The organism is Peribacillus sp. FSL K6-1552 (assembly GCF_038005205.1).
Taxonomy (GTDB): Bacteria; Bacillota; Bacilli; order Bacillales; family DSM-1321; genus Peribacillus; species Peribacillus butanolivorans.
Window position 1 is genome coordinate 821,304 of sequence record NZ_JBBOST010000001.1, and the last position, 22,512, is coordinate 843,815.

Here is a 22,512-nt window from a genome sequence, read left to right on the forward strand (position 1 = left end):
GTATATTGGTTTAACAACATTGACATTCATGGAACAGGTTCGGCTGCATTGGCATTGCATCGAAAAAATGGGCATGAAGTTGGGGATGGAATAGAGCCTCCTCGGTTTGTAACAGCTTCATTAAAAGTGGAATTTGTAAGGCCAACTCCAAATGATGTTCCCTTAATAGCGGTTGGGAAGATACAAGAGATTCATCCTAAGAAGTGGAAAATTGATACAGAAGTATTTGCAAATGGAACACTTTGTGCTCGTGGAGAAGTTGTAGCAGTGGTGATGCCAAGCACTTTTACAAGCAAAGAATAATCCCTAGCATGATGAGTCATAAGTAATCAATACAACGGATCCTTCAGTTGAGAAGAAGTAAGGCCTAATAAAAGCTTTATAAGAAAAAGAGTATGTGACCGTCCAAGCATTTGGACGGTTATTTAGTGCACCTAGCAAGTATCTTCAAAATCAAAGAATGAAAGACAGTGCAGGGCAGAATGTTTTAACATACATATTCACCTTAGCTTGATGGAGAAAGTCCATCCAAGTGGGTGATTCCAAGGCGGTTGCGCTTTTTGTACCAAAATACCGATGTAACTGACAGCGCATTTTTTGCAAGTTAGAGCTATTTAGTTACATGTGGCTGGAAATCACAAGCGAAATTGCAGTTTATCAATATACTTAAAATATAAGCAAAGGGAGGTCGCAAAGATGAAAATACAGGTAGAGATAGATGAGGAGGTCCAAGCGATAGAGGTACTTATCCGAAATCATGAATGGAATGAGGAAGTGCAAGAATTAATGGAGCGCTTGAAGGAGAGAAAACGACCATATTTTGTTGGCAGGAAAGAAGATATGCAGCATGTTTTCAGGGCAGAAGAAATAATCTGTTTGTTTACAGAGCAAGATTCCATAATGGTGCGGACGAAACAGTATAGTATGCTAACAGTCAAAAAATGTAGAATAGTCTGAGATAATAAACTCCATTTCTCTATTTCAAATAATATAGTTGCTGTGCTGAAAAACCAGCCACATAATAGGCAGCCTATCGCATTTTTTACGAAAATCCCACTGTCTAATGAGGTCACATCACCAAAACCTATTACTCCAAAACACGTCAATACCATCACGAGTGCTCCAAAACAAATCCCTACAAAACTACGAAACAAAAGTGTTTTCATCATAATCCCTTCCTTCTCCATTGAAATGCTTTCTTAATTCCTTGAACATAGTGTCGAGAAACATATTCTTTTTCCCCTGACCTAAAATAAACGCATAAAGTTCCGTTGAAAGATGCCTCAAATCTGCTTAACTCATTTAGATTTGCGATCACCGATTTGGATAATCGAACGAACTGATTACCTGGAAGGTCCTTTTCCAGTTCATATAATCTTTCTTTCATTTCAAAAGTCCCTTTTCTTCTTTCTTTCTTTCTTTGTTGGATGGATTCCATTTAGTTTAAAAGGGTTAGTAACAGGAATTGGTATTTTCCTACCATTCTATGCGATCATCTGGATTATTTTCTATCTCTATTTCCGCTACCAAGTGAAAATTTTGAATGATGAGTTAGATAAGAGAGGGAATTGAGAGAGGATGGACAGTAATTTTTTAAGGTAAGAGAGATAAGTAGTTTCAGTAATAATGTTTTTACCTGATTGAGGTTGCTTTTTTAGCAGCTCTTTGTTTATTGGCTGCTGGCTTCTGATGATTCTTCTTACATATCAGGACAAATACTTTTCGTAAATAGTGGATCAATCGCTACCTGATAAATTGTCTGAAAGGCCCCCTCATTTCCTATTAATTTATTTAGCCTTTTCCTAGAGCTATCCCCACAAAGAAAATAGTTTGATAAGAACTTCCTTTAAATATGAATGGAAATGGATATTTATTCTATATTTTTATTGTTAATTGTATCACTTTATGATATATTATTTTTAGATATATCACAAAGTGATATAAAAAGGTAGGGTGAAAATGAAATCATTAGAACAGTTAACCGATTCTGTATTTTATATTATGGCAGGATTTACAAAACCAAGACATGGCTATGCGGTGATGAGTTTGATTGAAGAATTAACGAATGGGCAAGTAGTAATTGGACCTGCATCGCTATACACAATTATTAAAAAGTTAATAACCGAATCCTATATTGAGCTATTTGATGATTCAGATTCACGTAGAAAAGTATATATATTGACAAATAAAGGCAGAAATGTGTTGGAACAAGATATTTTGAGACGTAAAACGATGCTTGATTTCGCTGAAAATGGATTAAAAGGGGAGAACTAAAGTGGGGGAAACAAAATTTATAGTTTCAAACGGGATTGCTTTTTCAGAAAAAAAAGATTTAAAAATACTAAGAAAGTATGCTGCAAAAGGATGGATTGTGAAACGCTTTAAAAAAATGGGATATGAATTAGAAAAGGGTGTTGCTGAAGATGTTATTTTTAGTCTTGATGTAAGAGAATTAGCAGAAAATGAACTAGAAGAATATATTGAAATGTTTGAATTGGCAGGTTGGGAGTATATTTGTTCAAGTTATAATATGCACCTATTTAAAGCGAGACCTGATACAAAGCCAATTTATACAGATAAAGAAACAAAACAGGAAAAGATAAAAAACCTTAGAAAACCAGTTATATTAGCAGTTGCCATCAGTATGGCTATGCTCATTGTAAGCTATATAGTTTTTTCAGTAAGTTCAGGATTATTAAGTACAATATTTTCAAAACTTTTTTTATTATCACTTGTCATTACTATTCCAATGTTAATGACATTAATGGCGACCTACTACCATTCGTTTCGAACAAAATAATATAGAAAGTGAATTTGTGAGTTTATAAAGAAATGGTGGTTATTATAACTTATTCGCTTACCAAAATTATCAATCTTTTTTATAACATTTTCGAGAGTTAAATCCCTTACATTTTGATCAATCTTTGTTCAAAACGTAGGGGATTCTTTTCATGATGAAATGAATGTTTTCAGCAACTTTTTAATCGAACTTTATTTTAAGCCAACAGTAGTGTATTCGAACTGTGCAATAAAGAATTTTATGGATAAAACCTAACTTCTTGTAAAAAATAAGATAATAATCTACAAGGAGACTTAATAATGAAAAAAATAGCCATACTCTTTCTTATCTTTTTCATTTCGTCTAGTAGTGCTACTGAAGCAAAAAACACAATTGAAACAATTCCTCAAAACAAGCCACCTTCCATTATGGAATTAGCTTTTCTAAGATATCTTGGTGGAACCATTCTTGAAGTTATGGAAAAACACGGTGATAGTCAATTATTCACATTTAATAGAATTGAAAAAATTTCAAGAGATATTCAAAATGATACATATGAAGTGTCATTACATGTAATTGGATATGAGGGACCCATCAACCCGCCTTTTAAGTTAATTCAAATGACTATTCGTATACCAGGAGAAAAATATACTAAATATAGTGTGATTTCATACAAACATCGGTATATTAATGACAAAGAATTGAATGAGCTAACTATATATGTTGCAGATTAAATTAGATTTCATAATTTCACAGTTTGTGTCCATTCTACAATAAGTCTTAATGAACGGGTGCGTTAGCTGAAGATCAGAGCTGTCTTTAAGGCATCTTTTTCTTTATGCCTCTATCGGGGCAGAATAGTTGAAGAAGGATTGATAAATTTTTTCTAATTAGGAAAGATTAGAAAAGATGTGTGTTTTTATATAAAAAAACTTATTGTACTGAATTTGATTATATCTCTATTTACTTTAAATTCAGTTGGAGTGTATGCACTCAAAGAATGCCCAGAGTTAAATGAGTTAGTAGAAATATCAATAAGGGATAAGAAGTAGTTAAAGCATTAAAAATATTAATTCCTAAAACTTACGAAGTAGGAGATTATCCTGTAATTCGTTCGAATCAATTACTAAAGGAATGTCTCCCGAAGAAGCGTTTAATTATGTTCCAAATGTCATTGAGGTGTTACTTACAGGCTTCCATTTCCCTACTATTATGTCTAGAGCGACTTCGATATTACCACTAACTTCATTTTCAATGGGCTTATCGGTTATAATGAAGTTGGAAGTCTTCGTTTGCGATTATGTGGAGACCCGAATTTTATATTATCTGAGGTAGTATACCTTACTTATCAAAGGAGTTTATTCATCATGAATGTGCTACAAAAAACACAAAAAATAGTTCGCTATCAGAATCAACAGGGCAAAATACATTACGGTATTGTTGAGGATGAGATGATATTACAACTGTCTAGCAGTTTTGCTGAACTTGTCAACAAGGAAATAAAGTATGACGGGGTAGAGCTGAAATATAGTGACGTTAAAATTTTGGAACCTGTAAAACCTTCTAAAGTGGTTAATTTCGGCTGGACATATGCAGGTCATGCGAAGGAAACAGGGGGAGAGGCAAACCTTGTAGAACCATTTCTATTTTTAAAGCCATTATCTGCGCTTATTCCAGACAAGGAGAAAATTATCCTTCCTCCAAACGATCTATCCAACCAAGTAGAACTTGAAGGGGAAGTAGCCTTGGTGATTGGAAAGCGCGGAAAAAACATTAAAGAAGAAGATGCGCTTGATTATGTGTTTGGTTGCACGATATTTAATGACGTCACAGCAAGAGATCTTACAAAAAAAGATCCACAGTTTACGAGGGGCAAAGGATTTGATACGTTCGGACCTTTGGGGCCGTGCATCGTTACCGGGGTAGATCCTACAAATTTGCGGATTGTGACCACTTTAAACGGCCGCGTTGTCCAAGACGGGAATACCAATGAAATGTCTCTAAGCATTCCGTATCTAATCAGCTGGCTTTCGCAGGTAATGACACTTGAGCCAGGTGACATTTTGGCCACGGGTTCACCATCTGGCAGCTGCCCGATCAAGTCAGGGGATGAGGTCGTTGTTGAAGTAGAGAATATCGGTCGGTTATGTAATGAGGTTCAGTAGGGTTTGCCAGTATTCTTAATGCCAAATATGAAAATGTTCATAAATAGATGAGCCGATTTTTTAAAATGTTACAGGGGACATCGCAATAAAAAGAAAGAAGAGTTTCTTTGTACTTGCATTCGCATGTGGTGCTGCTAGAGAAACGGCAGTATTAAAAGAGCTTGGTGTAAATATATTTGAGATAAATGATAAACCTGATGGTCAATGGCTAAATATAGTTGAGTATTGAATCATTTCTTAATGAACTAACGGGTGCATTAGTTCATTAAGGAACACAAAAATGATCAATCTTTTTTATAAAAGAATATTCCAATTAAATAGTATAAGGGCATGTTTTGATTAATCTTTTTTCAAAACATGCCCTTTCTATTTATTCATATTAAGGTTTCTTGTATTAATTTGATCAAACTTTGTTTCAAAGCTACAGAAATATGGTATGAAAATTTTGTAGGTTTTCACTTAAACTAAAGAAGCAGATACTTCAAAAAGGATTATTGAAAGCTTTATTGAATTTAAGAGCTGAGAGGGAGGGGTTCGGAGTGCTTAATGTTGAGATTAGAAGGCCAAGAACTGAGAACATTAAAGAGTTAAATCATTTTTTTAGGGTAGTGATTACAGACACGTTTACTAAAGAAGGTATCGGAGAGAAGTTGGATGATATAGAAGATGAAATCGAAGCTAAGAAAAAATACTTAGAAAGTGATCTTGAAAGCAATGGGGAAAAACGATATTTCTTGATTGCTTTAGATGATGATAAAATTATTGGTTCAATCGAATACGGTCCTTCAAGCGAGCTGATATGCAATTGTACAAAAAATGCTTTAAATAAGCTAATTGAGGTAGGTACAGTATTTGTTCATCCTGACTACCAGAGGAATGGGGTAGGTAATTTACTATTGAAGACAATGTATCATACTTTGCAGCATAGGGGCATAGAAGAATTTTGTTTAGATAGTGGATATATTCGTGCACAAAAAATCTGGAAAAAGAAATTTGGAGATCCTGATTATTTGTTAAAGGATTATTGGGATGAAGGGTATGATCATATGGTTTGGAGAATCAAGGTCAATGATTTATTAAAATAGGATATTTTGCACTCGTTCGTTGTATGCTTTTATTCAGTTAGACAGCATAAATGATCTTCCACAATCAGGCGCCTTTGTTATAGAGAGCGTCCAAATTGCGTGTTTAAGGCCACAGAATTAAATAAGTTTATTGTAACTTTACAGCATCAGTATAATGCACTGTACACTTTTACTGATACTTGATTTCAACAAATATTTCGGATGTCGAATGTTTAACAACCGCCCAACTTCCTTGAATAGCAAGGATCGTAGGCTTTTTTATTAAAATTCACTTTTCACCACGTTATTTCCTTCTATAAATTCTTTATTCAATGCATAGTAATCTTTTACATCAACTATAATCCATCGTTTGAATTTTTCATTATTAGTTAAAGCTAACCAGTATTCCTCAAATATTTCTACTATTGGTTCACTATCATTAAATCCATTGTATCTTTTTTGTTTATTATGAAATTCTACTGGAATTTCCACTCGATATTGTTCATTTTCTTTAGATAATTTAATATTCCCAAGATCGATTCGAGTCCCTAACGCTGTTCCTTTCCAATAACTTTCATTTGTTTTTGCAAACTGAATGTTTTCCTCATAGACTTTAACGATATTATCAGTAGCTGTATTGATAATGGCAGCCTATTCTTATAGAACTATCGGGGCAGGATAGTTCAAGAGTGCATATTGATTTGTTCAACAATTGGTTCATTTTATGGAATAACACTTATTGAGCTAACTGAGGGTTGAAGAAAGAATGTTATAATAAATTTTTATTATTTTACTGTTTTGCATTGGAGGTACTTAACTTGGAAATTAGAAAAGCAAGGAAAGAAGATATAAAGGGCATATCAAGAGTTTATGTTGATAGTTGGAGGACTACTTATCGTGATCTAGTACCTGACGATTATCTGGACGAATTATCGTATGAAGATGCAGAAAAAAGATGGAATGATTTTTTATATAACGAAAATGAACCTTTTATATATGTTGCAATTAATGAAACAGGGAAAATTATAGGTTTTGCATCCGGTAAAAGTATAGATGAGAAGAATTACGATGGAGAACTATATTCGCTTTATCTCTTACAGGAATGTAGAGGATTTGGTGTTGGTAGGCAGCTTATTTCAGCTATTGCTAAACATTTTAAAGAAAAAGGTATTTATTCTATGATGGTTTGGGTAATGAAACAGAATAATTCTGGACTTGGATTTTATGAACGTATGGGAGGAAAAGAATACATTCATAGGACCAGTACGTTTGGAGGAACCATAGTAGAGGATATTGCTTATAGCTGGAAGGATATCTCAGAATTATGTATTGAGTAAGAGTAATAAAGATTTACACGCGTGTAACTTGTTTAATTAACGGGCGCGATTCTTGAATAAGATTCGCTTTTCTTAATGAACTAACGGGTGCTTTACTTCAATAACAAGGGTTGCTGCGGCAGGCCTTTTTCTTATGGCACTATCGGGGCAGATTAGTTGAAGAAGGTTTTAATCAGTAAAGTAAGCAGTGTTATAACGACAAAACACATATATATGGAGTGGGGAAATTTGAAACCAAATTACACTGATTTAGGATACTCAGACAAAATGGGGCCTAAATTAAGAATGTTAGTAGAAAAACAACTATGCGATGACCTGAAAATCTATGGAATAATGGCAAATAAGTTTAAATTTGACTGGTCTGAAAGTTGTATAGAAGGAGATGATGCTATTTATTTAGATGGGGTAGTGGAAAACTTCTCAGGAATTAATATATTCGATGAAAAAGATAAACATATTGCAGAGGGTTGGATGGAGTTTATTTACGAACCAACTTATAACTTTTTCATTTCTTATTGGGGATTCCTTACATACTTTGATTCGGGAAAAGAAATAGAAATTAAAGATAAAGTAGGAATCCCTTTGCATATTTTTAACCAAATTCCTGAAAATGTAAGATATAGGTATAAGACTGAGTTATTAAAATGATGACTTCTTCTTCAACTAAAGGGTGCGTTAGCTGAAGATCAGAGCTGTCTTTAAGGCATCTTTTTCTTTATGCAACTATCGGGGCAGGATAGTTGCATAAAGAATTGACACTAGAAGGTCGTCAATGAAGGCGATCTTCTTGTGTTAATTTTTTAGAATAAGGGATTCATAATTGGAATATTATGTTAAAGTCAAAGCGAGCAGAGCAGTTTTTAGGGTATTGATGGTGAGAGTAATGGGGGAAATGATTATCTTCGTGAAAAGTCCTATGATTCATTAAAACTAAAACAGTTTAAATTATAATTCTTAAGGGGTGTTTATTTATAGTTATAAATAGAAATAAAAATGAGAGTTTAATTGGAAGCGCTCTGTTCATTGTAGAGGTAGAGATTTACGAACTCACTGGTCTGGCGGCCGAGGTGACCTCATGACAGTAATGAAAAAGCAGCCAATTTCACATTTGATGAAGAAGCGTAGATTTTGGGGTTATGGTGCCGCTATAGCGGTAATGCCTTATCTGTTAATCAAAATCGCCTGGACTTTCGGTCTCTTCATGCCGACCGAACAAATGGGCGACCCAAGTTGGCGCACTGCAAACGCAGTAACAATGGTTCTAGCTGCTGTTGGTATCCTGTTAGCATTGGCGTTTAGCATGACATGGGGTGAGCGACTGCCCGCCTGGTTGGTTGCCTTGCCCGTCTGGGTAGGTACTGGTTTACTTATTCCTATGCTGTTGCTGGCGCCTGTGCTTGGTCCTGCTGCTATGATACGCGATCAGCAGGCAGGAGCTGCCAACGTTTGGGTATATGAGCAGATTTTCGTAATGGTCTCACTGGTTGGAGTCGGCATCTGCCTACCTTTCGCCTTAGCTGGATACGCTAAAGCGCGTTGGCCAGAGGCATTTGCTGATCCAATCGACATTGAATTACTCCCGGGCAACAGCCAGAAACTGCATATCACCTTGGCTAGGCTTGTCGCGGCTGGCTGTATCCTGCTTGGATTTATTAAGCTATTCTGGGCGGTTGGTGGAACTATTGGCATCAACCCAGCTATGTTGGATAACCGCGATTTATGGTGGCACCTATTGTCATTGAGTACCGGTGTATGGGCCTTCGCGGGGGCGTGGGGTTTGTTGGTACTGACCACCCGCCGCGGGTTGAAGAGGTTCTTCCCTCCTATGGCAGCAGCATGGATCTCGTCGGGAATGCTGTTCTCTTATAACCTCTTTAACCGCTTGTCCGCCACTCGCCCCGATGCACAACCTGCTCTAGAGTACCCGCTTGCATATGTACTAACCACCGAGTTAGGTAGCGTCTTGGGAGTGATGATGGGAATAATTATCCTGATGGTACTGCACGACCGCCGGAGAGCAATGCGCAGTTCTAGAAGTAATTAATGTTCCTAATATTGAATTATATTTATAAAAAATAAATTAAATGAAAAGGCCCCCAATTTTGGGGCCTTTTAAATGTACGATTCTTTATATTATCATACATTCAATCTAAAGTGAGAAAGTACCCTTAATTAACTAACGGGGCAGGTTAGTTGAATAAGGTGATATTTGGATTAAGATAGATATAAGTAGAAAAGTTAATAACAAGGGGTGATTTTTTGGAGAAAAATATTGGGGATGTAGATTTTTTTAAACAAGTAGTAAAAAGACTTTGCAAAAAAAACAATATTTCCCCTCAGAAACCTAAATTTGAAATCATCGAGAACGTAATGGTTATTAGCATTAAGAACCATTTAAAAGATGGAGTAGACTTAGATTGTTTTAATATTTTAAACCTTATTTACCGAACAATTGGACCTTTAGAAGAGAGCTGAACAAACAAGAAATAGAATTATTGAGGCTTATGCAGAGTGTCAAGGCATTTTATTTTGATTATAGCAATGAAATGAATACCATTTGGCGATGAATTATTTTACTAAGTTTTTAATGTTTTTACTGATATATGCAAAGTTAGCAGTACACTAATAAAGTAATAAGGTTTACTTCAGTAAAATAAGGTATATTATATTTGTTGAATAGATTATCTTTAAAGACAAGAAAAGTAGGTGAACAAAGTGGGAAAATATCAATTGGATTACAAAGGTCAGGTAGCTGTGACAAAGTTTCATGAAAAACAGACGCCTGCCAAATTTGATAAAAAGCAGCAACTTGAAAAAATACGTGCGGAGTATTTGAAAAAGAAGCAAAAACAAACAGATAAATAATATGAATGAAAACATAGGAAGACTAAAATCTCCCTATGTTTTTCTTATTCGAAGTTCTTTTTTCAATTGATGATAGAGTTTATTATTCCCATAAATTTCAGATTCGGTGACAAAAAACTCGTCATCAGATATCCATTCCTCACTAAAAATTTCAGTAGCAGAATCAATAGACCAGCCGTTATTTTGGATACACCAGTAATCTCCAGCAGAAATTTTTAAAACATTTGGATACTCACTTGGCTTAGGTAGCTGAATAAAAAGATAAGTCTCGATCTTTTCAGCAAGATACTTTCTCAACACCCCACACTCAAAGAAAGTCAGGGAATACCAATGCGCTGAATTTACTTCTAATAACTTAAAGGTAAACCAATGAGTAAACCTATAAAAAACCTACTATATCAACGTTTATAGGTTAAAGGGTTTACAGGTTTACGCAATTATGGAATTCTTTATATAAAAAAATAGATAGATGATGAGTTAGAGTTAGCCTTAGACAAAATTAGCTTATCGATCATCATTAGAAAGTTTGAAAATCGCTTAGAATAGTTTTCTGCAATTGGATTGCTTGGTGCATGTATGCAAGAAGAAAAAGCAGTAGATAAAAGTAAGCGTCAAATATTCCCCACCTACTACTTGTAAATATCTCATGAAATAATCTCCTTACATCCTACATGTGGAGGTTTTTTTATGAAAAGGTGCCTTATAAAGAAAGAATGGGAAGCTCACATTCAAGATTTTAAAGAAAGTGGATTATCAAAAGCTGCTTAGTGTCAAAAACAGAACCTGCCGGTTCATCGGCTATATTATTGGCTCAAGAAATTATCACCTCAAGCTGATTGTCCAACAAGTATCTTCTATTACATCTAAGCAACGGTATTTTTTATGTGCTTCTGGATTAAATTCTTCAATCCGGTTTAACAAGTTTGGAAAGTTAATTATATATTGGGGTGCAATTGCGTCTTTTTCTAAGAACTCATGAATATGGAGCATTGGTTTGTGTTAAAGTTTACTAAAGTCAAAAGCCGCATTGCCTAAGATGGATATTGTAAATACCCGTTCTCTACGAAAAGTCATAGACCCATTGAAAAAGATTTGGTATTCTACAAATGTACATATAAATTCATAAGACCTAACGGGTTGGGGGAGAAATTAAGATGAAAAAACTAGCAAAGGCATTAACTGTAGGAGTATTAGCTCTAGGATTACTGGCAGGAGTTGGAGCAAATAAAGGAGAAGCTGCAACAGTAACAAAGCCGATCGGTTCAACTTTCTATAAGAGCGCCTTAGTAGGTACTACCTATAAGGTTCAAGATTATAAAGGTAATACAATTAATGCAAAAACTACTAAAGCTGTAACGTTAACTCCATATGCAACAAATAAAAACTTTTCATATGCTACAGTAACATTTGTAGATTATGATAAAGTAGGAACAAAGTGGGTCAAGTATACAAAAACAGCCAAAGGATATTTCTTTACTCCCATTAAAAATGGTATAACTTTCAATGAATATACGAATGTAAAAAAAGGAATGACTTATAATCAAATGGTATCTATCACAGGTGAATATATGAAATTAGAATCAACATATACCTATGGCGGTATTACCGAAAAAGATTATGTCTGGAGCCGTTACAGTGACACTACTGACATATATGTTGATATGGCTTTTGAAAACAACAAGTTAACATACAAAAGTTATTCTGTAAGTGAATATTAATAACAAAAAAGCCCCTCTCGTGTGAGAAGGGCTTTTTATTTTTATTATTCCAAGTATCAGAATTGTTTATCAAATGTCCGGTGGTCGTCCTATGTCGTCCAACATCAATCTAGAAAAAGCAAAGCAAAAAACGGCTCTCAAAATAAGGGTAAAACATCTAACATATGATAAGAAAATCGCTCGAACCGAGATGACATTTGAGGATATGAAACTTGCTCCTTAAGCACCTAAAGAAACCATTGAAGATGTACAAGCCAAATTTGAAAATAATTAACGAGATCATGAGATGTTAGAAGAAGAATTTTAGTTGATGAATCCGATAGCAATATCGCAACCCAATTGAATACTACTACTTAGCAGAAGCTCAATCATTTACGAGTGAAGAAGATGCTAACGATATACCAAAAGTTTTAGTACAAGACTTCAACAACCTCTTAGAACTATCCTACATAATTCAAGAAGAACAAGGCAAAGTTTTAGAGGGAGTTACCCTACCGAAAGGGACAGATAAATGGGAAGCTCATAAGTATTGGAATCTACAGACAGACAGAAACAAGCTATAACATACATGAAGTACGTGTTTAACGACCTTGATATTGTCGCAAATGGTATAAAAGGAAAAGAACTGACTGGATACACATACCATGCTGATGGGAGGAAAGTAGAAGAACTTGAAAAATTCATGAGAAATAATTGAAGGAGGTTTTGAGAAAAAATACACGGCTGAAGAAATCTTGGAAATGATCGAGTCTGACTATAGGTGCGTTAGTTGAGATCCAGGGCTGCCATGTGGTGGCCTTTTTGCTTAATTAACTAACGGGGCAGGATAGTTGAATAAGAAAATGTTATAACATAGAGAGTTGAATGGTGATGAGGATAGTAAGTAATTCAGTTGATATAGGGGATGTATATATGAATTGGAACTGGAATGAAACCACACCCAATATATCAAAGACTGTTTTCTTCTCGTATCGATGAGACTTTCGCCCGTTTTTCTGTAGGAGGGCAAACAGGCGAAACAGGACATTTGATAGCTCTTGGGTGCTTTTTTGTATCGATTGAAACAGTAATAAAAAATAATCTTTGATGATATAAATGGCTTTAAATTCGCTGAGTTCTCGTTTTTTCTTGGTGAGGAGTAGCTGCCGCATTTGAAACATGGTAGAAGAACAAAGGAGGTTGGCAATTAGTTGACCATAGAGATGACATTCTAATCGCTTTTTTTTGATTTCTTTACAATGATCGATTTCAAAGAAGAAACCACAAATTATCCTCTTGAAGCGTTTCATAGGATTAGATACAGTCGTATTGATAAGGATCTTAATTTGAGTCTCTCCTTTTTCGTATATTAGAGCGAATGATTAATAATGATATCGGAATTTACCACATAGATTACAGAACAACTAATAAAATCCTTCTTTTATATAGTTTGTGAAAGAATGTACTAAAACTAACGGATCAGGTTTGATGAAGAAGATACTACCGTGGTTTGGCTTTCCTAAATCCTTTTGCATCATATTCTGCCGTTCGCGATAGAATTCGATGATGTTTCTCTCTAGCATCGTGAACTCCTCTTTTCAACTCTCTCAATGGAATTCATATTTTCTTATTTGACTAAAGAAAACCCCAATTTATAAAAATGCATTTAAGTCTTTTTTACTAAATTTCGCATGGAGAATGCTTTTTTTAGAACATTTAAAAGAAAAATAGGTAGAAAACACTGTTAAATAACCCCAATAGCAATCCAATAGAAAGGCAATTAATATTATTATATGAATCTTTTAAATTTTCAGAAAGGGGTATTTTTTCGGAAATCTTCTATTTAACAAAGAAAGTAGGGAACATATGAAAATTCATTCATTCATTAAACGAACAGCGGCGATTACGCTGTCAGCTGGCTTGTTGCTATCATCAGCAAACACGCCTTTCATTCCTTATGCAAATGCAGCGAACATAAAGGCAGAAGACGTCTTAGCTTCGTTGACAAGTGAACAACGAAAAGCGTTAAATCAACTTGAAATGACAGATAATGTCGGATTGCAAGGATTTAAAATGGAAGAGTTAAAAAAGGATAAAGAAATCTCGGTCATTGTCCAGTTTAAATCAAAGCCGGGAAAAGTTGCAGTCTTGGATGCGAATGTAAAAGGAAAGGAGCTTTCTAAAAAACAAGCGGATGATCAAGTAGAAAAGGAACATGCTCAGTTTAATAAAGAAATTCAATCGATTCTTCCATCTACTAATCTTAGAAGCAAGAAAACAGGTCATAAAATCACTTCTACCTTTAAGACCGTTTATAACGGGGTAGCTATGAAGCTGCCAGCTAATCAGGTAGAGCAGCTTTTACAATCCGAAGTCGTAAAAGCAGTATATAAAAATGTGGAATTTAAGGTCGATCCGATCGCCATGGGAGAGAAATCAGCCCCTGGTACATCCGTTGAAAGTATTCCATATTTAAAAATTGACCAGCTGCACAATGAAGGTATTACAGGAAAAGGAATCAAAGTTGGGGTTCTTGATACAGGGATTGATTACAACCACCCTGATTTGAAAGATGCCTATAAGGGCGGTTACGATTTAGTTGATCAAGATAATGATCCAATGGAGGCAACTTACAAGGATTGGCAAGCGTCGGGGCAACCAGAATTTAGCTGGTCCGGTTCTTCCTATTATACTTCCCATGGAACACATGTCGCAGGTACCATTGCTGGACAAGGAACGAATGCAGAGGTTTCTGTGAAAGGTGTGGCTCCTGATGTGGATTTATATTCGTATCGTGTTCTTGGACCATATGGCTCAGGATCATCTGAAGGGGTCATTGCAGGTATAGAAAAAGCTGTAAACGATGGCATGGATGTTATCAACCTTTCCCTCGGATCGGACATCAATGATCCTTATGATCCAACCAGTACTGCCATTAACTATGCTGTCCTTAATGATGTAACAGCAGTTGTAGCAGCTGGAAATGCAGGATCAGATGATTATACATTAGGTTCACCTGGCTCAGCAGCACTTGCTTTGACAGTCGGGGCGAGTGATGTGCCGATGGCGGTTTCTACTTTCAATGGGAAAATCGGAAATAAAGATTCGATAGAACTTGTTAGTTTGGCACGCCACTATTCAGACCAATTAAAGGAATGGGAAGGGAAATCCTATGAGGTAGTGAATGTCGGTTTAGGAAATGGCTCTGATTATTCCGGCAAGGATGTAAAAGGGAAAATTGCACTTGTGGAACGCGGCGAATTCGCCTTAGCGGAAAAGGTCAGCAATGCGAAACAAAATGGAGCAGCCGCCGTTCTTCTTTATAATAATGTGGAAGGGCAAATTAATGCCAATCTTGGAGAGTCCGTTGACTTTGTGCCGTCATTTTCTTTAACAAAAGAAGCGGGAGAAAGCATTAAAGCACAGATTCAAGCAGGTGAAGCGAATTTTACTTTCTCCAAATACGCGGATAAACAAACAGAAGGTGACCACTTAGCGGACTTTAGCTCAAGAGGCCCGGCAAGAGAAACATACGATATGAAGCCAGAAGTGACGGCACCGGGAGTAAGTGTTCTTTCAACAGTCCCTTCTTATATGGTGGACGCTGAACATCAAGAAAACTATCAATATGCATATTCCAGATATTCTGGAACATCTATGGCTACTCCTCATACAGCAGGGATTGCAGCACTCTTGCTTCAAGCGAATCCGCAATTTGAGCCGGAAGATATTAAAGCCGTTCTAATGAATACGGCAGATCCACTAAACGGAGACTATAGTGTATTTGAAGTTGGAGCAGGAAGAGTTGATCCATACCAAGCAGTGTATAGTGGAACAACCTTCAAAATTAACGATAAAACATTTGTTCCAGGTGCTGAGGAATTAATCAAGGTAAAAGAATTGACGGGCGGACTCAGCTTTGACGTTCACTATGCAGATAAAAAACTAAATCTAAAAAAATCAATTACTATTGAAAACCATGATAAAGTAAACAAAACTTTCAGTGTATCTGTAACTGAATCGAATGGTTCAAACAGCTTGAAGGAAAATGGAGTGAAGCTGGATATTCCAAGCAAAATTTCTGTAAAAAGTGAAGACTTCAAAAAAGTAACACCACGTTTGCTTATCCCTAAGAAAGCAAAGGATGGAATTTACGAAGGCTATATTACATTAACAAACAATGCGAATTCATCAGAGCAGTATCGGATTCCTTTCAGCTTCCGAACAATGGAAGATGGGTTTAATAAGGTTGAGGTACTAAATCCTGCCTATTCCCCAAGTCATTTAAACCAAGTAGCATGGGATCCTATGCGTACTCCATTTGTATTTGCTGATTTTAACCTTCGTGCACCAATGGAAAAAATGGATGTCGTTCTTCAAGATGGCAAAACAGGAAAGGACCTCGGGTTGGTCGGAACAATAAATTTAGATTACGCTTATGACAATGTAGATTATGGATTATATGCATTTAATGGAGCTTTTTATGAGTTTACAGGAAACTCAAAACAGCCCATTTCGGAAGAAGCAAGTTATGTGAAAAAAACGGGACATTACAAGTTGAAATTCATTGGTACAGGTACTTCCGGGAAGGTTACAACTGAAACGCAGCATTTGCTCATCGATATCGATGCACCGAGCTTCAAAAGTTCACTTGATGGAAAGTCTCCATTTATTGAATATAAGCCAGGTCAAGAAACATATCCATTCGACATTCAAATCACAGATCCAACTATTGACGAACTAAAGAAATTGGGCGTAAATATCGATCAATCATCGAACTCGATGGTGTATTACTGGGGTCAAGGTGGTTTCCCTTCTACGCCAATTCCAATGGATAAAGAAGGAAAGTTTGTCGAAGAAATCGCCCTGGATGAATCCATCCCAGCACTTCAATTCCGCATGAATGGATATGATATGGCAGGAAACAAACCGGCAACAAAGCAATATTACTTTGTAAAAGAAGGTACACCTGTCGCGTATACTATTGGCGAAAAGTATGAGGTGAAAACAGGCGATACGGTAAAAGCAACGCTATCATTAGATAACCTAAACGCAGTGTCAAAGGCGGAATGGAACTTTAATGGTGACGGAGGCTACGACAGAGGTTTAGATAGCGTAGAGTTAGTTGATGCCAAGCTTCACAGCAAATTCTCGGACAAAGCCTCTTTAACGATTAAAGACAAGGTCGTTACTGTCCAATTTAATGAAGAGAGTAAAGCATTAGACCATGCAAAAGTCGTTGAGGTTACGTTAAAGGTTCAGGATGATCAATATACCCTTGGAGCAGCGATTAATCCGATTGTGAGCGTAATGGATGCTAATAATCAGACAAGCAGTGTGTTAAAATCTGGTTATAGTTGGAAGGTTAACCCTCAATTCTCAATGGCTAGAGGTTATGTCACTCCGCAAGGATTTAAAAATGAAGATGGGACTGTTACAGAGAAAAGGGATTGGAGCAAGGTTGGCGGTACAGTGAAAATCTTTGATTCAGAAGGAACTGAGTTCGATGCGACATCAACGGTAGAAGATAATGGACAATATGTATTCAACAAGCTGCCGTTAAGCACAAATGCCTTTACGATTGAAATGAAAGTGCCAGGCCACTTTGACACGAAAGAAAAACTAAATTCTGGTATTGGTTTTGAGCACAATGGTGAGTTATACGGTCAAAATCGCTGGATACCTGCCCTTAATATTACAGCAGGTGATGTTAACCAAGACAATGTCATTGATGTTCTAGATGCGATTGAAATTCAAAATGCTTGGAAAACAAAGAAGCGTGCAGCGGATATCACCTTTGATGGAATTGTTGATGCCAAAGATATGAAATATGTTCAAACAAACTATCTCAAGCAAAATGAGCATGTTGAGGATGCCCCAAAACCAAAGAAGAAGTATAAAGGTAAGACATTAGAATCAATTTTAGTTGAGTTGGGAATACAGCCATAAATATTAAAAAACACGATGAAAGCTTAGCTTCATCGTGTTTTAACTTTTAAAGAAAATATAAAATTTTTCTAAAAGTATTTTTAAAGAAAGAGAGTATTCCAATAAGGTTGCGTTATTTGGATTTTCTTCAGAATAAAATATTGAGGTAGATTGGGAATTCGTAAAAAAGGGAAACAAGAGTAAATATTGAAAAAGCTAATAAATAGAGGAAAGGTATTAAAGTAGTCTTGCGCTTTTCTTAATTTTACTAGAATATATAGATTATATATTCATTTTTTTCCTATATATACTAGATAAAATTTCAACCTAGAGGTGAAGCTATGATTGAGGGGAAACTTATCAAGTTTTATCGTGAAAAAGCGGGGGTGACTCAGGGGCAGCTTTGTGAAGGAATTTGTTCTGCTACACATCTTAGTAAGATAGAACGAGAGATAACAGAATATTCAGGGGAAATTACTCACTTATTATCCCAAAGATTGAATATCTGTCTTGATGATGAATTTGTGCGGTATCATAATCTTCAACAGAAACTAAAGTTATGGCACAACACGTTCGTTATGCAACAAAGCAAAGAATCAGAAATTTTAAAAGATGAAATCGAAAAAGAAACACTGATTCAATTGCCAGATTTTCAAGTTTTCTATCAATTACTCTCTGCAAGGTATTATTTATCTAATTATCAATTAGAAACAGCATTATTAATTATTCAAAAACTGCAAAAAAATGAATCATCTTTTTCTCCGCAAGACCGCAATATGTTAAAACATGTTCTAGGTATGTATTATTTTCACAACGGACAGTATCGAGATTGTATTCAAATTTTAACATCAATTGATCAAAGTCAATATAATCAATTTGAATATTATTACCATTTGGCACTAGCCTATCACCTTATTCATTTTAATATAATATCGTATTATTATGCAGAGAAAGTTCTTGACTATTTTCAAAAAACGTTAAATGTCATCCGAATAATTGATACAGAGACGATCATGTTATTACAATTAAATTCAAAGGAGCTTCATGATTTTGAAGAGACGAAAGAACGTTACGAACAATTAATACGTACCTGTGATACCATTAATGAAATAGACCGTAAATCAAAGCTCCTTAATAATTTTGCATTTGAACTTTACAGAAGAAAAAAATACAAAGAAGCATCCGAACTATACAAAGAAGCCATGGAACTAATGGATGAAAAGGTTCCTCATTATTTAACTGCATTAGATGGTTATATTAATACTTGTTATAAAGGAAAACTACTTTCAAACGAGATTTTATTGGAATTAGCACATAAAGGCCTAAGAATAGCAAAATCGACAAAATCGTATAACTGGATTTTTTTTGAATTACACCTTTATCAGCTTAATCATGAAGAAGACGATTACTATCATTTTATTGAGACTACAGCCCTTCCTTTTTTTAAAAATATGGGCTTCACCATGTTAATTGAACACTACGAAAAAAAACTCTTCCACTTCTATAACCGAATTGGTGCCGTTCAAAAAGCATTGGACCTTGCCAATTCTTACATACAAGGCAGAAAGAGCTACTATGATCATGAATAAGTCTTAATAAAAAAAGATACTCTATGCAGATGTTAATGCTGCATAGCCTACGTTTCCGAGAACATATAGCCAGGTTCAAGCAAGAGTTAAGCAACAAGTACAAACTATTAAAGAGAAAATAAACAAAATTCCTCAAGAAAAACGTATGGAAGAAATTGTTGTAACTATAAGGTTAAATGAAAAATTTCTAGCAAAATCATATATTCCTAACACTCTTTTTAAGCACGCGAGATTTGAAAATATCGGATCAAGACGGTGGGGATTTTACCGAGAAGAGGAAGAAGAAAAGCATTATAGCAAAATGCATTTCGTTAAAATGAATTTGGATAGCTTGGAAACTTTGAAGAAATCTTAAACAAGGAAGAGGCTCGACTGACAGACAGCTTTAAAGATGATATTAGAAAGGTCGAGGATATTTCTTTACTTGCTGGTAGCGAAGTAATTCGGGGTTTGATGAAAAGTGGTAAGAAGGAACAGTGGAATTTGTCCTACACCCCTTTGGTGACGATCATGAGAAAATGCTTGAAAAATTTAAAAATATTCTTTTGAAAAATAATATCAATGGTGACTCAATGAGGGTAAAGACCTAATTAAACGGTCCGACATTTGTTAGTGTTTACTTAAACAGACGAGCGTTAATAGACGTATCTGATTTTAACCCGTTACGAACAGTTCATCCATTGAGAGTTGATTTTTTCCCGGAGTTAAGGAGTTCAAAGAGCAATCCTTTAATGTTGAAACCTCCAGTCGGGCAAAATATCTCACAAATAAGAGTAGGAATTTTTGACGGAGGGATTGATACAACCCATCCTCTATTAGTTAACTACGCAAAAGAGAATAAATCAGTAAAATCCAATCCAATTAGGCAGGGGGTTGACCATGGAACTGCTGTAGCCGGTGTGGTATTGAACGGTGATTTAAACCAATATGAGGCGAACTCCCAACTAACTATCAATACCTTTAAATTTGTATCCACACTAAGTGGAGTGGACTTATTGAAGCAATCTTTTTAGCATTATCAGGGTTGTTGTATTACTTCCTATAATCCGGATAATATGAAATAGGCATGCAAAATTACTGTGCTTTTCTTCAATATCAGCTAATAGAAGATTTGTTGAATAATTCCCAATCTCTCAGTGATATAAATGAGAGATTGGGATTTTTAATACTGACCGGAGAACTTGCTTAGGTGATTTTTTGTACATCAACAAAATAGGTTCAAGGTGAACAAACGTCATAGTTTGTTAATTTATCAATTCCAAGTTGACTATTTTTAAAAATAGAAGTATGATAATGAAGTCGCTTAATTAATGGGCGATTTTATGAAACTGAAATTCTTCGCAGAAGTTGACAACTATTCGTAGCTATGTTAAGATGAATAAGTCGAAACAAACCGACAACGAAATTGCTCTTTGAAAACTGAACAAAACAAAGCGCCAACGTTAATTTTTTAAGTGAGCACACACTATCAAAAAGCAAAATGAGCAAGTCAAACATTTCTTCGGAGAGTTTGATCCTGGCTCAGGACGAACGCTGGCGGCGTGCCTAATACATGCAAGTCGAGCGAATCGATGGGAGCTTGCTCCCTGAGATTAGCGGCGGACGGGTGAGTAACACGTGGGCAACCTGCCTATAAGACTGGGATAACTTCGGGAAACCGGAGCTAATACCGGATACGTTCTTTTCTCGCATGAGAGAAGATGGAAAGACGGTTTCGGCTGTCACTTATAGATGGGCCCGCGGCGCATTAGCTAGTTGGTGAGGTAATGGCTCACCAAGGCGACGATGCGTAGCCGACCTGAGAGGGTGATCGGCCACACTGGGACTGAGACACGGCCCAGACTCCTACGGGAGGCAGCAGTAGGGAATCTTCCGCAATGGACGAAAGTCTGACGGAGCAACGCCGCGTGAACGAAGAAGGCCTTCGGGTCGTAAAGTTCTGTTGTTAGGGAAGAACAAGTACCAGAGTAACTGCTGGTACCTTGACGGTACCTAACCAGAAAGCCACGGCTAACTACGTGCCAGCAGCCGCGGTAATACGTAGGTGGCAAGCGTTGTCCGGAATTATTGGGCGTAAAGCGCGCGCAGGTGGTTCCTTAAGTCTGATGTGAAAGCCCACGGCTCAACCGTGGAGGGTCATTGGAAACTGGGGAACTTGAGTGCAGAAGAGGAAAGTGGAATTCCAAGTGTAGCGGTGAAATGCGTAGAGATTTGGAGGAACACCAGTGGCGAAGGCGACTTTCTGGTCTGTAACTGACACTGAGGCGCGAAAGCGTGGGGAGCAAACAGGATTAGATACCCTGGTAGTCCACGCCGTAAACGATGAGTGCTAAGTGTTAGAGGGTTTCCGCCCTTTAGTGCTGCAGCTAACGCATTAAGCACTCCGCCTGGGGAGTACGGCCGCAAGGCTGAAACTCAAAGGAATTGACGGGGGCCCGCACAAGCGGTGGAGCATGTGGTTTAATTCGAAGCAACGCGAAGAACCTTACCAGGTCTTGACATCCTCTGACAACCCTAGAGATAGGGCGTTCCCCTTCGGGGGACAGAGTGACAGGTGGTGCATGGTTGTCGTCAGCTCGTGTCGTGAGATGTTGGGTTAAGTCCCGCAACGAGCGCAACCCTTGATCTTAGTTGCCAGCATTCAGTTGGGCACTCTAAGGTGACTGCCGGTGACAAACCGGAGGAAGGTGGGGATGACGTCAAATCATCATGCCCCTTATGACCTGGGCTACACACGTGCTACAATGGATGGTACAAAGGGCTGCAAACCTGCGAAGGTAAGCGAATCCCATAAAGCCATTCTCAGTTCGGATTGTAGGCTGCAACTCGCCTACATGAAGCCGGAATCGCTAGTAATCGCGGATCAGCATGCCGCGGTGAATACGTTCCCGGGCCTTGTACACACCGCCCGTCACACCACGAGAGTTTGTAACACCCGAAGTCGGTGAGGTAACCTTTATGGAGCCAGCCGCCTAAGGTGGGACAGATGATTGGGGTGAAGTCGTAACAAGGTAGCCGTATCGGAAGGTGCGGCTGGATCACCTCCTTTCTAAGGATAAATACGAGAGCGCTTTTGTTTTGTTCAGTT

21 protein-coding genes, 1 rRNA gene and 4 pseudogenes are annotated in these 22,512 nt (G+C 36.8%); 20 read left to right on the top strand and 6 right to left on the bottom strand.

Going from position 1 to position 22,512, the window contains the following annotated elements; genetic code table 11:
• Positions 1-18: 18 nt before the first annotated feature.
• Positions 19-303 (top strand): annotated as a pseudogene (locus NST21_RS03935) (PaaI family thioesterase); the annotation flags it as partial.
• Positions 304-755: 452 nt separating this feature from the next.
• Here NST21_RS03935 and NST21_RS28670 read toward each other — a convergent pair.
• Complete coding sequence (locus NST21_RS28670; protein ID WP_445670472.1) at positions 756-1,187, bottom strand: DUF3021 domain-containing protein; 432 nt, start codon at positions 1,185-1,187, stop codon at positions 756-758.
• Positions 1,166-1,402: pseudogene (locus NST21_RS03945) on the bottom strand (LytTR family DNA-binding domain-containing protein); the annotation flags it as partial. The gene NST21_RS28670 and the pseudogene NST21_RS03945, both read right to left, overlap by 22 nt.
• Here NST21_RS03945 and NST21_RS28675 point away from each other — a divergent pair.
• From NST21_RS28675 to NST21_RS03970, 6 genes are all read left to right on the top strand, one after another.
• Positions 1,309-1,572 carry a DUF3021 family protein gene (locus tag NST21_RS28675; RefSeq protein ID WP_445670586.1) on the top strand — a complete coding sequence of 88 codons (264 nt, stop codon included), beginning with the start codon at positions 1,309-1,311 and terminating at the stop codon, positions 1,570-1,572. The pseudogene NST21_RS03945 and the gene NST21_RS28675 overlap by 94 nt on opposite strands.
• 387 nt (positions 1,573-1,959) lie before the next feature.
• Positions 1,960-2,274, top strand: a complete 315-nt coding sequence (locus tag NST21_RS03950) for a PadR family transcriptional regulator (protein WP_340887828.1) — start codon at positions 1,960-1,962, stop codon at positions 2,272-2,274.
• Position 2,275: 1 nt separating this feature from the next.
• The gene (locus NST21_RS03955; protein WP_340887829.1) at positions 2,276-2,800 is read left to right on the top strand and encodes a DUF2812 domain-containing protein; all 525 of its coding nucleotides are present in this window, start codon (positions 2,276-2,278) and stop codon (positions 2,798-2,800) included.
• Between the two features lie 299 nt (positions 2,801-3,099).
• Positions 3,100-3,513 carry a hypothetical protein gene (locus NST21_RS03960; protein ID WP_340887830.1) on the top strand — a complete coding sequence of 138 codons (414 nt, stop codon included), beginning with the start codon at positions 3,100-3,102 and terminating at the stop codon, positions 3,511-3,513.
• Positions 3,514-4,146: 633 nt separating this feature from the next.
• Entirely contained in the window at positions 4,147-4,944 is a 798-nt protein-coding gene (locus NST21_RS03965) for a fumarylacetoacetate hydrolase family protein (RefSeq protein ID WP_053344548.1), read from the top strand.
• Positions 4,945-5,483: 539 nt separating this feature from the next.
• Entirely contained in the window at positions 5,484-6,029 is a 546-nt protein-coding gene (locus tag NST21_RS03970; protein WP_201222094.1) for a GNAT family N-acetyltransferase, read from the top strand.
• Positions 6,030-6,290: 261 nt separating this feature from the next.
• Here NST21_RS03970 and NST21_RS28680 read toward each other — a convergent pair whose 3' ends face one another.
• Complete coding sequence (locus tag NST21_RS28680; RefSeq protein WP_445670587.1) at positions 6,291-6,653, bottom strand: hypothetical protein; 363 nt, start codon at positions 6,651-6,653, stop codon at positions 6,291-6,293.
• Positions 6,654-6,826: 173 nt separating this feature from the next.
• Between NST21_RS28680 and NST21_RS03980 the strand changes: the two genes are divergently transcribed.
• The 5 genes from NST21_RS03980 to NST21_RS04000 all read left to right on the top strand — a co-directional run bounded on the left by NST21_RS03980 (position 6,827) and on the right by NST21_RS04000 (position 10,210).
• Positions 6,827-7,345, top strand: a complete 519-nt coding sequence (locus NST21_RS03980; RefSeq protein WP_057217175.1) for a GNAT family N-acetyltransferase — start codon at positions 6,827-6,829, stop codon at positions 7,343-7,345.
• 156 nt (positions 7,346-7,501) lie between these two features.
• Complete coding sequence (locus NST21_RS03985) at positions 7,502-7,993, top strand: hypothetical protein (protein ID WP_340887832.1); 492 nt, start codon at positions 7,502-7,504, stop codon at positions 7,991-7,993.
• A 427-nt stretch (positions 7,994-8,420) separates the two neighbouring features.
• On the top strand, positions 8,421-9,389 hold the full coding sequence (locus NST21_RS03990) for a hypothetical protein (protein WP_340887833.1): 969 nt from the start codon (positions 8,421-8,423) through the stop codon (positions 9,387-9,389).
• A gap of 215 nt (positions 9,390-9,604) precedes the next feature.
• Positions 9,605-9,820 carry a hypothetical protein gene (locus NST21_RS03995; RefSeq protein ID WP_053348812.1) on the top strand — a complete coding sequence of 72 codons (216 nt, stop codon included), beginning with the start codon at positions 9,605-9,607 and terminating at the stop codon, positions 9,818-9,820.
• 240 nt (positions 9,821-10,060) lie between these two features.
• Positions 10,061-10,210, top strand: coding sequence for a hypothetical protein (locus tag NST21_RS04000; RefSeq protein WP_056529733.1), 150 nt, complete (start codon positions 10,061-10,063; stop codon positions 10,208-10,210).
• A 33-nt stretch (positions 10,211-10,243) separates the two neighbouring features.
• On the opposite strand, the gene NST21_RS04005 is transcribed toward NST21_RS04000, so the two are convergent.
• A complete protein-coding gene (locus NST21_RS04005) occupies positions 10,244-10,507 on the bottom strand; it encodes a hypothetical protein (protein WP_056529736.1) in 264 nt (87 codons plus the stop codon).
• An 857-nt stretch (positions 10,508-11,364) separates the two neighbouring features.
• Between NST21_RS04005 and NST21_RS04010 the strand changes: the two genes are divergently transcribed.
• The 3 genes from NST21_RS04010 to NST21_RS04020 all read left to right on the top strand — a co-directional run bounded on the left by NST21_RS04010 (position 11,365) and on the right by NST21_RS04020 (position 12,625).
• Positions 11,365-11,928 carry a hypothetical protein gene (locus tag NST21_RS04010; RefSeq protein ID WP_201222801.1) on the top strand — a complete coding sequence of 188 codons (564 nt, stop codon included), beginning with the start codon at positions 11,365-11,367 and terminating at the stop codon, positions 11,926-11,928.
• Between the two features lie 91 nt (positions 11,929-12,019).
• A complete protein-coding gene (locus tag NST21_RS04015) occupies positions 12,020-12,151 on the top strand; it encodes a hypothetical protein (RefSeq protein WP_274608140.1) in 132 nt (43 codons plus the stop codon).
• A 306-nt stretch (positions 12,152-12,457) separates the two neighbouring features.
• Positions 12,458-12,625, top strand: coding sequence for a hypothetical protein (locus NST21_RS04020; RefSeq protein ID WP_340887837.1), 168 nt, complete (start codon positions 12,458-12,460; stop codon positions 12,623-12,625).
• 148 nt (positions 12,626-12,773) lie between these two features.
• Here NST21_RS04020 and NST21_RS04025 read toward each other — a convergent pair.
• Positions 12,774-13,184, bottom strand: a pseudogene (locus NST21_RS04025) (hypothetical protein); the annotation flags it as partial.
• Positions 13,185-13,331: 147 nt separating this feature from the next.
• Positions 13,332-13,490 (bottom strand): hypothetical protein, encoded by a 159-nt coding sequence (locus NST21_RS04030; RefSeq protein WP_157443986.1) that lies wholly within the window; start codon positions 13,488-13,490, stop codon positions 13,332-13,334.
• 283 nt (positions 13,491-13,773) lie between these two features.
• Between NST21_RS04030 and NST21_RS04035 the strand changes: the two genes are divergently transcribed.
• From NST21_RS04035 to NST21_RS04050, 5 genes and pseudogenes are all read left to right on the top strand, one after another.
• Positions 13,774-17,856 carry a S8 family serine peptidase gene (locus tag NST21_RS04035; protein ID WP_340887838.1) on the top strand — a complete coding sequence of 1,361 codons (4,083 nt, stop codon included), beginning with the start codon at positions 13,774-13,776 and terminating at the stop codon, positions 17,854-17,856.
• A 76-nt stretch (positions 17,857-17,932) separates the two neighbouring features.
• A pseudogene (locus NST21_RS28685) lies at positions 17,933-18,046 on the top strand (MarR family transcriptional regulator); the annotation flags it as partial.
• Between the two features lie 130 nt (positions 18,047-18,176).
• Positions 18,177-19,424 carry a helix-turn-helix transcriptional regulator gene (locus NST21_RS04040; RefSeq protein WP_340887841.1) on the top strand — a complete coding sequence of 416 codons (1,248 nt, stop codon included), beginning with the start codon at positions 18,177-18,179 and terminating at the stop codon, positions 19,422-19,424.
• Positions 19,425-20,155: 731 nt separating this feature from the next.
• A complete protein-coding gene (locus tag NST21_RS04045; protein ID WP_340887842.1) occupies positions 20,156-20,437 on the top strand; it encodes a S8 family serine peptidase in 282 nt (93 codons plus the stop codon).
• 485 nt (positions 20,438-20,922) lie between these two features.
• A 16S ribosomal RNA gene (locus NST21_RS04050) occupies positions 20,923-22,473 on the top strand.
• Positions 22,474-22,512: the final 39 nt, after the last annotated feature.

Bases quoted from the DNA above. Each gene is read 5' to 3' on its own strand.
- NST21_RS04010 (WP_201222801.1), top strand. From the start codon at position 11,365: ATGAAAAAACTAGCAAAGGCATTAACTGTAGGAGTATTAGCTCTAGGA.
- NST21_RS03965 (WP_053344548.1), top strand. From the start codon at position 4,147: ATGAATGTGCTACAAAAAACACAAAAAATAGTTCGCTATCAGAATCAA.
- NST21_RS04030 (WP_157443986.1), bottom strand. From the start codon at position 13,490: ATGCTAGAGAGAAACATCATCGAATTCTATCGCGAACGGCAGAATATG.
- NST21_RS03950 (WP_340887828.1), top strand. From the start codon at position 1,960: ATGAAATCATTAGAACAGTTAACCGATTCTGTATTTTATATTATGGCA.
- NST21_RS04040 (WP_340887841.1), top strand. From the start codon at position 18,177: ATGATTGAGGGGAAACTTATCAAGTTTTATCGTGAAAAAGCGGGGGTG.
- NST21_RS04035 (WP_340887838.1), top strand. From the start codon at position 13,774: ATGAAAATTCATTCATTCATTAAACGAACAGCGGCGATTACGCTGTCA.
- NST21_RS04015 (WP_274608140.1), top strand. From the start codon at position 12,020: ATGTCGTCCAACATCAATCTAGAAAAAGCAAAGCAAAAAACGGCTCTC.
- NST21_RS03990 (WP_340887833.1), top strand. From the start codon at position 8,421: ATGACAGTAATGAAAAAGCAGCCAATTTCACATTTGATGAAGAAGCGT.
- NST21_RS04045 (WP_340887842.1), top strand. From the start codon at position 20,156: ATGTTGAAACCTCCAGTCGGGCAAAATATCTCACAAATAAGAGTAGGA.
- NST21_RS28670 (WP_445670472.1), bottom strand. From the start codon at position 1,187: ATGGAGAAGGAAGGGATTATGATGAAAACACTTTTGTTTCGTAGTTTT.
- NST21_RS03960 (WP_340887830.1), top strand. From the start codon at position 3,100: ATGAAAAAAATAGCCATACTCTTTCTTATCTTTTTCATTTCGTCTAGT.